Annotated in this window: 13 protein-coding genes; 6 read left to right on the forward strand and 7 right to left on the reverse strand. The window is 59.9% G+C overall.

Going from position 1 to position 13,204, the window contains the following annotated elements; genetic code table 11:
* Window positions 1-3 precede the first annotated feature (3 nt).
* The 6 genes from G3M56_RS11810 to pduL all read right to left on the reverse strand — a co-directional run bounded on the left by G3M56_RS11810 (window position 4) and on the right by pduL (window position 3,268).
* Entirely contained in the window at window positions 4-315 is a 312-nt protein-coding gene (locus G3M56_RS11810; RefSeq protein WP_164363780.1) for a EutN/CcmL family microcompartment protein, read from the reverse strand.
* 76 nt (window positions 316-391) lie between these two features.
* Window positions 392-685 carry a BMC domain-containing protein gene (locus G3M56_RS11815; protein ID WP_164363782.1) on the reverse strand — a complete coding sequence of 98 codons (294 nt, stop codon included), beginning with the start codon at window positions 683-685 and terminating at the stop codon, window positions 392-394.
* A 30-nt stretch (window positions 686-715) separates the two neighbouring features.
* Window positions 716-1,909, reverse strand: coding sequence for an acetate/propionate family kinase (locus G3M56_RS11820; protein WP_164363784.1), 1,194 nt, complete (start codon window positions 1,907-1,909; stop codon window positions 716-718).
* A 37-nt stretch (window positions 1,910-1,946) separates the two neighbouring features.
* Window positions 1,947-2,225, reverse strand: coding sequence for a BMC domain-containing protein (locus G3M56_RS11825; protein WP_164363786.1), 279 nt, complete (start codon window positions 2,223-2,225; stop codon window positions 1,947-1,949).
* 45 nt (window positions 2,226-2,270) lie between these two features.
* Window positions 2,271-2,540, reverse strand: a complete 270-nt coding sequence (locus G3M56_RS11830) for a BMC domain-containing protein (RefSeq protein WP_164363788.1) — start codon at window positions 2,538-2,540, stop codon at window positions 2,271-2,273.
* A 47-nt stretch (window positions 2,541-2,587) separates the two neighbouring features.
* Entirely contained in the window at window positions 2,588-3,268 is a 681-nt protein-coding gene (pduL, locus tag G3M56_RS11835) for a phosphate propanoyltransferase (RefSeq protein WP_164363790.1), read from the reverse strand.
* Between the two features lie 104 nt (window positions 3,269-3,372).
* On the opposite strand from pduL, the gene G3M56_RS11840 reads away from it, so the two are divergent.
* The 4 genes from G3M56_RS11840 to G3M56_RS11855 all read left to right on the forward strand — a co-directional run bounded on the left by G3M56_RS11840 (window position 3,373) and on the right by G3M56_RS11855 (window position 8,376).
* Window positions 3,373-4,131 carry a DeoR/GlpR family DNA-binding transcription regulator gene (locus G3M56_RS11840; RefSeq protein ID WP_268839997.1) on the forward strand — a complete coding sequence of 253 codons (759 nt, stop codon included), beginning with the start codon at window positions 3,373-3,375 and terminating at the stop codon, window positions 4,129-4,131.
* Window positions 4,132-4,176: 45 nt separating this feature from the next.
* Window positions 4,177-5,649 carry a rhamnulokinase gene (locus G3M56_RS11845; protein ID WP_164363794.1) on the forward strand — a complete coding sequence of 491 codons (1,473 nt, stop codon included), beginning with the start codon at window positions 4,177-4,179 and terminating at the stop codon, window positions 5,647-5,649.
* 28 nt (window positions 5,650-5,677) lie between these two features.
* On the forward strand, window positions 5,678-7,462 hold the full coding sequence (locus tag G3M56_RS11850) for an L-fucose isomerase (protein ID WP_164363796.1): 1,785 nt from the start codon (window positions 5,678-5,680) through the stop codon (window positions 7,460-7,462).
* 191 nt (window positions 7,463-7,653) lie between these two features.
* Window positions 7,654-8,376: a FadR/GntR family transcriptional regulator gene (locus G3M56_RS11855; protein WP_164363798.1), complete on the forward strand. Its 723-nt coding sequence runs from the start codon at window positions 7,654-7,656 to the stop codon at window positions 8,374-8,376.
* Between the two features lie 774 nt (window positions 8,377-9,150).
* Here G3M56_RS11855 and G3M56_RS11860 read toward each other — a convergent pair.
* Window positions 9,151-9,897, reverse strand: a complete 747-nt coding sequence (locus G3M56_RS11860) for a zinc metallopeptidase (RefSeq protein WP_235203423.1) — start codon at window positions 9,895-9,897, stop codon at window positions 9,151-9,153.
* Window positions 9,898-10,100: 203 nt separating this feature from the next.
* Between G3M56_RS11860 and dusB the strand changes: the two genes are divergently transcribed.
* Together dusB and G3M56_RS11870 are read left to right on the forward strand one after the other, a co-directional pair.
* Window positions 10,101-11,138: a tRNA dihydrouridine synthase DusB gene (dusB, locus tag G3M56_RS11865; RefSeq protein ID WP_164363800.1), complete on the forward strand. Its 1,038-nt coding sequence runs from the start codon at window positions 10,101-10,103 to the stop codon at window positions 11,136-11,138.
* A gap of 46 nt (window positions 11,139-11,184) precedes the next feature.
* The gene (locus tag G3M56_RS11870) at window positions 11,185-12,471 is read left to right on the forward strand and encodes a M48 family metallopeptidase (protein WP_164363802.1); all 1,287 of its coding nucleotides are present in this window, start codon (window positions 11,185-11,187) and stop codon (window positions 12,469-12,471) included.
* Window positions 12,472-13,204: the final 733 nt, after the last annotated feature.

Raw genomic sequence — 13,204 nt, forward strand, 5'->3', positions numbered from 1 at the left:
TCTTTACCCGTTGCAGCGATAGATTTTGCTTCCCTGGACGTCGACCGAATCCACGATCGCGATCACCGCGGCGTCCACCGGCAAGGGCTTGAGCCCCTCCGCCAACCGCGCCGAACTTCCCTGGACAAACATCACCAACTCCCCTTCTCCAGCTCCCACATTGTCCACCGCGACAATCGTGTTCGACCCATCGCGGAAGCGCGTCGGATCCTTTTCATCGACCAATTGCGGCCGCAGCATCAGCAGCTTCTTGCCACTCATGCTCTCGTCTTTCTTGGTGGCCACCACGTGGCCGATGACTTTTGCTAGAAACATGGGATCTGGGAGTTGAAATAAGGTAAGACCTGGTGCCTGTCGGCCCGCCCGATCTGTTCATCGGGCCGCCGTGGCGTTACTTGCCCTTGGCTGCGGTTGTTGGCAGCACGTCGCTGATCGCTTCATCCGGGCGTGCGATCACGTGGGCGCTGATCACTTCGCCGATTTGGGAAGCGGCGGCGGCACCGGTATCAATCGCCGCCTTCACAGCGGCCACATCGCCCTCGACGACCACGTTGCACATCGCGCTACCGATCTGCTGCATCGGCGCGGCGAGTTGAACGTCTGCGGATTTGAGCATCGCATCAACACCAGCAACCAGGCAGGTGAGTCCACGGGTTTCTAGAATTCCAATTGCTTTATTAGCCATAATATTTGGTTGGTTTGGTTAGAAAATGAATCATTTGCAGGTCGCACATCCGGCGACCTTGCGTTGGACCTCGCGCACCAGCACGAGCTCCTCGTTTGCCGGGATAACCAGCACGCGAACCTTGGAGGCGTCGCTGCTGACCACCGCCTCGCCGCCCCGGCAGTCGGCATTGCGTTTTGGATCGATCTCCACGCCAAAGCCCTCGAGCCCACGGCAAATCGCATCGCGCAGCCACGCGTTGTGCTCGCCGATCCCAGCGGTAAAGACCAAGGCGTCGAGCCCGCCGAGATCGAACAAAAAGCTCGATGCCCATTGACGCGCCGAGTGGACCAACAACTCGATCGCACGCTGTGCGTCGGCATTCCCATCATCGGCAGCTGCCCTCACGTCACGCAGGTCGTTGCTCACACCGGAAACTCCGAGCAAGCCGGACTCCTTGGTCAGCACGCGCTCGGCCTCATCCAACGTGATGCCGAATGTCTTGAGCGCATAAGGCAGCGCCCCCGAGTCGAGATCCCCTACCCGGTTGTTCTGCGGCAACCCGCTCTGCGGAGAGAACCCCATGCTGGTGCCGATCGCGACACCATTGCGGATCGCCGTGACCGAACTACTGCCCCCCAGGTGAAACGAAATCACCCGCAACGGAGCGCCGGCCACCTCGCGAGGGCCATCGGTGTACAATCCCCGCGCCACCTTAGCCACGTCGTCGCGCCCGAGCAGTTCCGCCGATCGCTCGGCAATGAACTTGTGGCTGGCGCCGTGGAACCCATAACGGCGGATCCCGGCGTCGTGCCACGTTTTCGGAACCGCATACCACGTCGCCGCTTCCGGCACCCACTGGTAGAACGCAGTCTCAAACAATGCGATCAATCGCGCCTGCGGCAACAAGTGCTGAAACTGACGAATCCCTTCCGCATACGGCGGATTGTGCGCTGGTGCCACGGCGGCAAAGCCTTCGAGCGCGGCGATCACCGAGTCATCGGCATCGACACAACCCGACAAATCCTTGCCCAGCACAGTCTTGAATCCCACCGCATCAATCTGCGATGGCTCGTCAACCGCACCGTCGGCCACCAATGCGTCCAGCGCCTGGCGGATCACATCGGCATAATCGGTGACACGCTCGTAACCACCGGACGCGACCACGGATTCGGTGCCGCCCTCTACCCTGTAGAGACGGTACTTGAATGAGGTGGACCCCAGGTTGGCAATCAGAATTCGCACGGCGATCAGATCAGTATGAAATGCGCTGACGGATCAGTTACTTGATCCAAGGACCAAGCTTGCCCAAATCCTCGTGAGGGCGTGGGATCACCAACACCGAGTTCACTTCGCCCACCTGCGCTGCAGCTTCCGCGCCGGCATCCACGCCAGCTTTCACCGCAGCGACGTCGCCGACAAAGAACCCACAAACGAGTCCCGAGCCGATTTTCTCCCATCCGGTCATCGTCACATCCGCAGCCTTGATTGCTGCGTCCGATGCTTCGATCAACGCGGTGAGCCCTTTGGTTTCGATCATTCCAAGTGCTTGTTTTGCCATAACTTTCTCCTTTTGAATTGTGGAAGGTTTCTTATCGATCGGTGGTTAGATCCCGAACTGCTTGAGCAAGCCAGCTACCGGACGGGCGATGACGTGCGCGCTGACCAACTCGCCGACACGCGCGGCGGCTTCCGCACCGGCATCAACAGCGGACTTCACGCTGCCGACATCGCCCTGCACGAGAATCGTGAGGTAGCCCGCACCGATCTGCACCTGCTTGACGATTTCCACGTCCGCCGATTTGGCCATCGCATCCGATGCCTCGACGCTGCCGACGTAGCCTACTGTTTCGATCATACCCAGAGCCTTGTTCATGGTAGTTTTGTGTTAGTGGTATTGGTTGATGGTTAGCGCGCTGAGATTCACTTGATCAGCTCGCAAAATGTGTCCGGCTTGAGCCCGCAGGCATTGCCTTCATCGGTGTCGATATGCGCCTCGAGCTTGAAGCTCTCGTCCACGCGCACGACCAGGTTGTCGAAGGTCACACCGCACTCGCCGTGGACCTTGAGTTTCATTTTGTCCATGTGGGAGACGCCGTAATACGCCGCGTCATCCGGGTGCATGTGCACATGCGGCGCGGCGCGGATCACGCCCTCCTCCATTTTGAAGTAGCCGTTCGGCCCCATCAGCATGCAGCCCGGCGTCCCCGCCACATCGCCAGACATCCGGGTGGGAATATCAAAGCCCAGCGAGATCGCATCAGTGTACGCCAGCTCGATCTGGTTGAGATCGCGGCACGGACCGAGCACCCGCAGGTTCGAGATCACCCGGCTGCGCGGACCGATCAAGGTCACCGCCTCAGCCGCGGCATAGGCACCATGTTGGTAGAGGTCTTTGACCGGCGTCAGCTGGTGGCCCGGCCCGAATAGAGCTTCCACCGCCTCTTGGGTCAGGTGGCAATGACGGGCACTCACATTTACTACCAAGCCATTTGGCGCCTTCGCCTGACGCGGCAACGGCAATCCCATTTCCCGATAGACCCGCTCCCGAACCAAGTGTTCGACAACGGCGCGAGGTGTTTGTTGATTGAAGGATCCAGCCATGAAAAATTTCGTTCGATCCGAGTCGATTTCCCATATTGCGATTGACAAGTCAACGCATAATCAAGATTTTCCCAAATAAACCCAACCAAACGCAGATTTCCACCATGCTTGCCGCCGAGAGACACCACCAGATCATGAACAAGATTGCGTCCCAGGGTTCGGTCCGCACCAAGGAGCTCGCCGATGAACTCGAAGTCACCGACGAGACCATCCGGAAGGACCTGGAGCTCTTGGAAGGCCAAGGCGTACTGGTGCGCACGCACGGTGGCGCCGTTCCCGCGCGCCGCGGCCAGCGCGAGTTGACCCTGACCGAACGCCAGCTCCTCAACCGGGAAGCCAAGCAAGCCATCGCCAAAGCGGCAGCACAGCGCATCCAACCCGAGGAGACCATCTTCATCGACGCCAGCTCGACCGCGCTTGGAGTGACCCAATACCTCCCCGACTTTCCCATCACCGTCATCACCAACTCCCACGACGTCATCTCCGCACTGGCGGGGATCAGCACGGTGGAGCTGGTCTCTACCGGCGGCGTGTTCGAATCGCGCTCGCGCTCGTTCATCGGACTCGACGCCGAGCGCTCGCTGCAACGTTACAACATCCACCGCATGTTCTTCTCCGGCAACGGGCTCGACCTGCAGCGCGGAGTAAGCGAAGGCAACTCCAGACAGGCCGCATTCAAAGAGCACGTGATGGCGGCTTCGGAGGACGTCTGCTTGCTAGCCGACGAAAGTAAAATCGGCCGCCGCTCCGCCTTCTTCTTCGGCGACTGCACGCAACTGAGCACGCTCATCACCACCTCCAAGGCGGACAAGAGTATCACCGACTCGCTAAAAAACTTGGGAATCGAAGTGATCACTGCTTGAGATAATCCCAAAAATTCCCAAGCATCCAAAAATCTCCCCCACCTGATGCAAGTATTCCTCGCCATTGATCTAGGAGCCGGATCCGGCCGTCTCGTCGCCGGAAAATTCGACGGCGCCCATCTCAGCCTCGATGAAGTCCACCGGTTCGGCAACGAAGGCGTCGAGATCAACGGCGGCTCGTACTGGGACACGACCCGGCTATTCCACGACATCCTCGACGGCCTGCAAATTGCCGCCAAACGTTATGGCGAGTCGCTCGTCTCCGTTGCCACCGACACCTGGGGCTGTGACCACGCGCTGCTCGATGCCAACGGCAACCTGCTGGGCGGCCACCACCAATACCGCGACCCTCGCAGCAACGGCATGCAGGAAGCCATGTCCGAGCGTATCCCGCTCGACCAGGTCTACGCCAGCACCGGTATCCAACCGGCATTTTACAACTCGAGCCTCCACCTGTTAGCCGAGCGGATCAAAGGCAACCCGTGCTTCCAGATTGCGCACCGTTTGCTCTTCACTCCCGACCTGCTCGCCTACTGGCTGAGCGGTGTGATGGCCAACGAACGATCGATTGCCAGCACCAGCCAGCTCTACAACCCATTAACCCGCGACTGGGCGTGGGACGTCATCGACGCACTGGAGCTCCCCCGCTCCATTTTCGGTGAAATCGTCCGTATCGGCACGGTGTTGGGTGAGATCACCGAATCCGTCGCTGCCAGAACCGGTGCGCCGGCCAAGCTAAAAGTCGTGGCATCCGCCGGGCACGACACCGCGTCCGCCGTGGCAGGGCTCCCGATGGAGCGCGGCGGGCTTTGGCTCTCGTCCGGCACGTGGTCCATCCTCGGAGTGGAGTCGGAAAAACCGGTCACCACACCGGATGCGTTTGCCGCAGGGCTTTCCAACGAAGGTGGCGTCAACAGAACCACGCGCCTGCTACACAACGTCTCGGGTCTCTGGTTGATCCAAGAATGCCGCCGCCACTGGGCGGACAACGGGGACGATCTGAGCTACGCAGAGATGGCAGATCTTGCCGAAGCCGCCCCCGCGCACACCGCGTTCATCGACCCGAACGATCCGTCATTCGCCACACCCGGCGACATGCCGCAGAAGATTCAGGCATTCTGCCGCAACAGCAGCCAACCCGTCCCAGAAACCAAAGGCGAAATCCTGCGCGTGGCCACCGAGAGCCTCGCACTGAAATACCGCCAAGTGGTCGAATCACTCCGCTCGGTGACCGGACGCACATTCGCCCAACTTCACGCCGGCGGCGGAGGCATCCAGAACGAGTTGCTGATGCAGTCCACCGCCAACGCCATCGGGATTCCCGTCGTAAGCGGACCTACCGAAGCCACATCCTGCGGCAACATCATCACCCAAATGGTCGCCACCGGAACCATCCGCGACGTCACCGAAGGACGCGGGATCGTCGCCCGCTCGATGGAGACCAAAACCTTTACCCCTGATCCAGAGCAGTCATGGGACGCGCATTACCAGCGTTTCCTCGCCATCGCTCATCACTAGGCCCATTCAACCTGTATTACCCCCAACTATGAAATCCGTGTTCACACCTGACAACCTACCGAAAATCGGTATCCGCCCGACCATCGACGGCCGCCGCGGCGGCGTCCGCGAGTCGCTCGAAGAACAAACCATGAACCAGGCCAAGGCCACCGCCGCCTTGATCTCGCAATCGCTGCGCTACCCGGATGGCTCGCCGGTCGAATGCGTCATCGCCGACACCTGCATCGGCGGCGTGGCGGAAGCCGCGGCCTGTGCCGACAAGTTCCGCAAAGAAAATGTCGGCGTCTCGCTCACGGTGACTCCATGTTGGTGCTACGGATCCGAGACCATGGACATGGACCCGCACACACCAAAGGCGGTTTGGGGGTTCAACGGGACCGAGCGCCCAGGCGCGGTCTACCTTGCCGCGGCGTTGGCGGGGCATTCGCAGAAAGGGTTGCCGGCCTTTGGCATCTACGGTCGTGACGTGCAGGAAGCCTCTGACACATCGATCCCGGACGACGTCGCCGCCAAGATCCTCGCCTTCTGCCGCGCCGGATTGTCGGTCGCGTTGATGCGCGGCAAGTCCTATCTTTCTCTGGGCGGCACGTCGATGGGCATCGCCGGCTCGGTCGTCGATCCCGACTTCTTCCAAGACTACCTCGGCATCCGCGTCGAAGCCGTCGACATGACCGAAGTCGCCAGACGCATGGAACGCGGCATCTACGACCCGGACGAATACGAAAAGGCCCTCGCTTGGGTGAAGCAGAACTGTCCGGAAGGCAAAGACTACAACTCGCCGGAAACCCAGCGCTCCCGCGAGCAACTCGACTCGGAATGGGAGCAATCAGTCAAAATGGCGATCATCGCGCGTGACCTGATGGTCGGCAACGAGCGCCTGGCCGAGCTCGGCTACGGTGAAGAAGCCCACGGCCGCAACGCGATCTGCGGTGGATTCCAAGGCCAGCGCCAATGGACCGACCACTACCCGAATGGCGACTTCATGGAAGCCATTCTCACCACGTCCTTCGACTGGAATGGAAAGCGCGCGCCTTATCAGTTTGCCACGGAGAACGACGCCCTCAACGCAGTGACCATGCTCTTTGGCAACTTGCTCACCAACACGGCACAGATCTTCGCCGACCTGCGCACCTATTGGTCACCGGACGCGGTCAAACGCGTGGCGGGCCACGACCTCACCGGCGCGGCATCCGACGGTCTGCTCCATTTGATCAACTCGGGACCGGCGGCACTCGACGGCACCGGCAAAATGTCCGTCGACGGCAAACCTGCGATGAAGCCGTTCTGGGACATCACCGACGACGAAGTCAAAGCCTGCCTCGACGCCACCACCTGGCATCCCTCGATCACCGAATACTTCCCGGGCGGCGGCATGAGCACCCGCTACGCAACCAAAGGGGGCATGCCCGCCACCATCGCCCGCCTCAATTTGATCAAAGGCATCGGTCCCGTGCTTCAGTTGGCCGAGGGCGTCACCGTCGAGCTGCCGCAAGACGTCCACGACGCGCTCGACGAGCGCACCAACCCATCGTGGCCTACGACTTGGTTCTGCCCGAAACTTACCGGCGAAGGCGCGTTCACCGACACGTATTCCGTGATGAACAACTGGGGCGCCAACCACTGCGTCATGAGCTACGGCCACATCGGTGCCGATCTGATCACCCTCGCCTCCATGCTGCGCATCCCGGTCTACATGCACAACGTCAGCCACGAGCGCATCTTCCGCCCATCCTCGTGGGCCGGCCACGGCACGGCTGACAAGGAGTCCGCCGATTTCCGCGCCTGCACCAACTACGGGCCGCTCTACAGCTAACCGAGCATCTGAGTTCGTGCTTCAGATTCGCAGTCAACCCGCCGCAGTCCTTCCGGGCCGGCGGGTTGATTTGTGTTCAAAATGGGTAAGTTATGCCGATCTATAATACGGTAATCACAAGAGAGTTGCCCTTGCCCAACCTCAATCCGTGAGGCATGAGTTACATTTTGACCGATCACCCACCCGCAGCCATGTCCAAAACGAGCCCCACACCAGGTCACGACGAGCATGTTTCCCTCAGTGCCAAGGTTGAGCACAGCTTGAAAGAGCGCATCCTCAACGGCGATTGGGAAGAAGGATTCAAATTGCCATCCGAAGGCAAGCTCTGCACCGAGTTTGGCGTCAGCCGTACCGCGGTACGTGAAGCCATGCGCCAGCTGCGCGGTCAGGGGTTGATCGAAACCATCAATGGCAGCGGCAGCTACGTCAGTGGCGGACGCTTGGAAAACGTAGCCCAGGCCATGGTCGCCTACTCGCGCCTCGCCGGCACCCGCGATGCCTCTCAGGACTTGGTCGACTTCCGCATCGTCATCGAAGGGGAAGCCGCCAGCCGCCTCGCCGAACAGGACGACCGCAGCGCCTTGGCCAGCAAAATGTGGGAGGCCTACCACGAAATGGAAAGCGCCGACAACGGCCTCGACTTCGCCAACGCCGACATCCGCTTCCATTTGTCCCTCCTCGAGACCTGCGGCAATGCATTCATCAACATGATGGGCCAGGCGCTCAACGCTCACTACGAGCGCTTCATCCGCCTCGCCCACTCGGCCGACGACCCAACCACCCGCAACATGACCCTCGACGAACACAAGCGCATCCTCGATGCCATCGAGTCGGGCGACAGTACCATGGCTCGCGACACCATCGGCGCCCACCTCGGGTCCGCCGCCAGCCGCCTGCGCAAGATCGACGAGTGATCATCACCAATTTCCACCAAGCGCCGCCTCCTCCCCGGGACGCGGCGCTTTTTTCGTACTCACGCAGAGCCGCCAAGACGCAGAGGCTCTGCTTCTCAATATCTCTCTGCCCTACGTGGTTCCAATCACATCACCCGTGATCGCTTTTACGGATCCGCAGATGACGCCGATTCCGCAGATTTCTTTTGGCAGGAACGGTATTCAGGAAGTCCGGTCATCTGCGCAAAGGGCCACGTCGCCATCATCCGGTTTAATAGCCACGAAAAACACAAAGAGCCACAAAGAGGCTTCGTCTCTCCGCAACACGCAACGCCCCCTCGGACCGCCGGTTTCCCATCCGGCCACCAAACCCAACGGAGCGCAGCGACCACTCCCCCTCGGATTGGCAGATCCCCGGTCGCTCGTGACCGATACTCACGCAAAGTCCCCAAAGACCCAAAGAGGAAGACATACTAAAACTTCGTGCTCCTCATGCCCTTCGTGGTTCCAATCACATCACTCGCAGTCGCTTTTTAGGATCCGCAGATTCCACCGATTCAAATCATGTCGATCATGTAAATCCTGTCTAAAAAACACCTACCCCGAGCGCAGCGACCATTTTCCAAACATAAAACCTAATCACCTAACCACGTAAAACAGGGAACCTCACGCAAAGCGCTCAATAAACGAAAGGCGTCGCCGCTCCGAAAACCTCCCCTCCACCAATAAAAATGCGCCCCACCCACCGGAGATTTCCGGGAATGGGACGCATGATAAATTCATCGAGAACCACCCTTAGTCACGGCGGCCGAGAAGGATCATCAGCCAGTAGCCCAACTGAGCAAGCGCGGTGAGCGCACCGACGACATAGGTCATCGCCGCCCAGAACAACGCATTCTTCGCGCGATCGTGCTCAATGCGTCCGGCAATGCCGCTGCGCTCCATCCACGCCAGTGCGCGGTTACTCGCATCGAATTCCACCGGCAACGTGACCAACGAGAAACCAGCGATCACCGCCAGCGAAATCACCATCGCCCACAGCATCCATACCGAGCCCGTGTAAAACAGACCGAAGATAAACGCGAACATCAAGTACTGCTGGATCTGGCTGGCAAAGCTCACCGCCGGCACCATCTTCGAGCGCAGCTGCAACCAGTGGTACGCCTTTTGGTGCTGCACCGCGTGGCCGCATTCGTGCGCCGCCACGGCTGCCGCCGCAACATTCGCCATGTGGTAGACCGGCTCACTCAGGTTCACCGTCTTATCCATCGGATTGTAGTGGTCGGTCAATTGGCCAGGTGTACTGATCACCTGGACGTCCGTGATGCCATTGTCGCGCAGCATTCTTTCCGCCACCTCGCGCCCGGTCATCGGCAGAGGAATGTCGGAGTACTCGTGGAAGCGCCGCTTGAGCGTGTGGCTCACCAGCATACTCAGCAGCATCATGCCGCCGATGATAATCAGGTAGGACATGCTGAATCCGCCACCCTGGCTTTGCTGGGTAGCGGCGATCACGTCTGGGAGGAAGTCGATGTTCATCATAGATTCTATACGAGTCGATCTACTAAACGTCACCGGAATCACATCGCGACTAGAAATCAGATGGAATTTTCCACCCGCCCGCAGCCGGTGCCTGCCTGCCCAATTTGCACAGGATCCGCACAGACTCAGGAGACGCAATGGCCGGTTGGTTGCAAATCGTGTAAAATGATCGACTTTGCACCACTTTTATTCCCGCTTTTCCCATGCTCCACTGGCTCCAAGACAAATCCGCGTTCCCCCTCTACCTGGCTCCCATGGCCGGGGTGACCGACTACGTCTTCCGCCAGATCTGCCACGAGCTCGGCGCCGACGTCATGGTCACAGAGTTCGTCTCCGCGGAAGGCATCATCCAGCAGGACGAGCGTACCCGTCGTTACACCGAGTTCCCGGACGAACAGCGCCCCGTCGGGGTTCAGCTCTTTGGCGCCAATCCGGAGAACCTCGCCAAAGCCGCACAGAAGGTCGTGGCCTGGAAGCGCCCCGACTTCATCGACATCAACTTCGGCTGCCCGGTGAACAAAGTGGTCTCCCGCAACGGCGGATCTTCGCTCTTGCGCGACTGCCCATTGCTCGGCTCGGTTGCTGAGGCCATCGTCAAAGCCGTCGATGTCCCCGTCACCGCCAAAATCCGCGTCGGCTGGGACCAGCAATCCATCAACGCGGTCGAGGTCTGCAAACTACTCGAAAATGTCGGCGTCCAAGCTGTCGCTATCCATGGCCGCACCCGCTCGCAGGGCTACACCGGCGAAGCCAACTGGGACATCATCGGCGAATGCGCCGACAACGTGAACATCCCCGTCATCGGCAACGGCGACATCGCCACCGGCGCCGACGTCCAGAAGCGCAAGACCGAAACCAATGTCGCAGGTGTCATGATCGGCCGCGCCGCCATGCAGTACCCATGGGTCTTCCGCGACGCCAAACATTTCCTCAAGACCGGCGAACTACCAGAACCCGCCTCCGTCCAGGAGCGATGGGAGTTGATGCGCCGCCACGCCACCCTCGCCATCGAACGAGGCCACAAAGGCAACGAGCGCCAAACCCTCACCGGCATGCGCTCACGCTTGATGGCCTATTCGAAAGGCTTGCCTGGCGGTCGCACACTGCGCACACAGTTCTCCCAAGTCTCATCCATCAGCGAACTCGAAGACATCGCAGCGACCCACATGGCATCGTTAGACGACCTTCCGGAGCACCAGCGCTCCCTGTCGCACCCACAGATTTCCGGCAAAGGCATCTAACCCCACGCCCTTCCGCCTCCCCTTCCCAGGTCCCCGTCTCTATCACATGACTCCCTTCGCCATTGCGCTCCTCATCATCGTCGGTGTTTTTCTTTTGGAAAGTGTCGCCACCGTTCTAAATAGCAGATCCACAGCACCGCGTCCGCCGAAGGGATTCGAAGGAGTTTACGATCTCGACCGCTACGCCCGCTCGCAGGAGTACAAGCGCACCAACTCGGAGTTCGGCTTGTTCCAGAACATCCTCTCGCTCGCGGCACTGCTGGCATTCTGGTTGCTCGGCGGCTTTGGCTGGTTGCACGAGTGGTCGCAGACCTGGCAGATGAACGAAATCCTGCGCGGTGTCTGCGTGATCGGCCTCGTCGGAGCGGTATCAAGCCTGATCTCGCTGCCATTCTCGATCTACGACACCTTCGTCATCGAGGAACGTTTCGGCTTCAACAAAACCACGCCACGCACGTTCATCACCGACCAACTCAAGTCCATCCTGCTGGCGGTGCTCCTTGGCGGACCGCTGATCGCCGGCGTGCTCTGGATCTTCCACACCTTCGACAACGCCTGGCTGTGGGCGTGGGGCAGCCTTACCGCCGTCACACTCCTCCTGTCCTATCTGGCACCGCGCTTCATCATGCCGCTCTTCTACAAGTTCACCCCACTTGAGGATGGTGAGCTGCAAAGTGCCATCAACGTCATGGCGGAGCGCTGTGGGTTCCCCGTCACCGGCATCTACGTCATCGACGGATCGCGCCGCTCGTCCAAGGCCAACGCCTTCTTCACCGGCTTCGGCAAAAACCGCAAGATCGCTCTCTTCGACACCTTGATCGACAACCACACCACCGAAGAACTCGTCGGTGTGCTCGCCCATGAGATCGGCCATTTCAAACTTCGCCACATCATCCAGCAAATGGCGTTCGGCATCCTGCAGACAGGCCTGATGCTCTATTTGCTCAACTACTTCGTCACCAAGCCGGAGATCTACCAAGCCTTCAACGTGAACCCAGGAACTGATCTGCCCGTTCACTTCGGCATTATTTTCTTCATGATGCTCTACGGCCCGATCGCCCTGATCCTCGGCATCATCACCAACAAACTCAGCCGCATCCACGAGTTCCAAGCCGATGCCTACGCCGCCAAGGCCACCGGCACGCCGAAAGCCCTCGCCTCCGCGCTGAAAAAACTCACCGCCGACAGCCTCGGCAATCTCACCCCGCATCCAATGGAGGTCTTCCTCCACTACTCCCACCCGCCGACACCAAAACGCGTCGCGGCCCTGGAACAGATGCCCGTCAAACCTCTCGACCCCGCCCCAGCAGCTGCCCAGGGAGAAAGCGCGTAATTCCATTAAACGGTCACCTTGGTATAGCCGATAGGATTGACTGGGTGGGATCAGAGATGAAGAAAGTGATCTTGGAGGGATCTTTTCGAGTGCTGCTGCGCTGCCCATATCTCAGGTAGCCCGCTAGCATCGCGGTTCGCGCCTTGCCTCACTCGAAAAAGCTCTCCGCCATTCCGTCAAGTTGACCGTTCAATTGCTATTAGACCGCCCTTGCAGGGCCCGCCTCCGGCGCAGGGTGAGATCCGAGTGCGTGGGCTGTCGATTGCGTGGGCTGTGTGGGATCCAAGAACGCAGGACGAGTGTGGATCCGTGGAGCACGGGTAGCTGAACGCGAGATAGCGCCGGAGGTGCGGACTAGCTCAGCCCACGGCAACGCCGTGGGGATTGGCGAGTTAGACGATGGAGCCCTGCAGGGGCGGTCCAATTGGTGATTCAAGGAACTGATGGCGGATCTTCGGGGATTACACCATTTGAACGGTCACCTTGGCGTAACCGATGGTGAATAGGATTCCGCCCCCTAAATAACGACGACTTTCGCCGAGAGTAGGTGCACATTGGTGATCAACGCCGTCGCGAAGCGACAGATTACCGGCTAGCCGGAGGTTTCAACCTCCGGATATCAGTGCTCGGGTGCAGCGTCCCGTAGGGACGGTTTACACGAGTCGGGGGGGCTGCGAGGTAAACCGCACCTCCGGCGTAAATTGATTAGAGCGACCAGACCTGCGGATGAATC

This window comes from Sulfuriroseicoccus oceanibius, from assembly GCF_010681825.2.
GTDB lineage: Bacteria > Verrucomicrobiota > Verrucomicrobiia > Verrucomicrobiales > SLCJ01 > Sulfuriroseicoccus > Sulfuriroseicoccus oceanibius.

Excerpts from the sequence above, each read along its gene's own strand:
- G3M56_RS11810 (WP_164363780.1), bottom strand. The coding sequence starts at position 315 with ATGTTTCTAGCAAAAGTCATCGGCCACGTGGTGGCCACCAAGAAAGAC.
- G3M56_RS11815 (WP_164363782.1), bottom strand. The coding sequence starts at position 685 with ATGGCTAATAAAGCAATTGGAATTCTAGAAACCCGTGGACTCACCTGC.
- G3M56_RS11825 (WP_164363786.1), bottom strand. The coding sequence starts at position 2,225 with ATGGCAAAACAAGCACTTGGAATGATCGAAACCAAAGGGCTCACCGCG.
- G3M56_RS11830 (WP_164363788.1), bottom strand. The coding sequence starts at position 2,540 with ATGAACAAGGCTCTGGGTATGATCGAAACAGTAGGCTACGTCGGCAGC.
- pduL (WP_164363790.1), bottom strand. The coding sequence starts at position 3,268 with ATGGCTGGATCCTTCAATCAACAAACACCTCGCGCCGTTGTCGAACAC.
- G3M56_RS11840 (WP_268839997.1), top strand. The coding sequence starts at position 3,373 with ATGCTTGCCGCCGAGAGACACCACCAGATCATGAACAAGATTGCGTCC.
- G3M56_RS11845 (WP_164363794.1), top strand. The coding sequence starts at position 4,177 with ATGCAAGTATTCCTCGCCATTGATCTAGGAGCCGGATCCGGCCGTCTC.
- G3M56_RS11850 (WP_164363796.1), top strand. The coding sequence starts at position 5,678 with ATGAAATCCGTGTTCACACCTGACAACCTACCGAAAATCGGTATCCGC.
- G3M56_RS11855 (WP_164363798.1), top strand. The coding sequence starts at position 7,654 with ATGTCCAAAACGAGCCCCACACCAGGTCACGACGAGCATGTTTCCCTC.
- G3M56_RS11860 (WP_235203423.1), bottom strand. The coding sequence starts at position 9,897 with ATGATGAACATCGACTTCCTCCCAGACGTGATCGCCGCTACCCAGCAA.
- dusB (WP_164363800.1), top strand. The coding sequence starts at position 10,101 with ATGCTCCACTGGCTCCAAGACAAATCCGCGTTCCCCCTCTACCTGGCT.
- G3M56_RS11870 (WP_164363802.1), top strand. The coding sequence starts at position 11,185 with ATGACTCCCTTCGCCATTGCGCTCCTCATCATCGTCGGTGTTTTTCTT.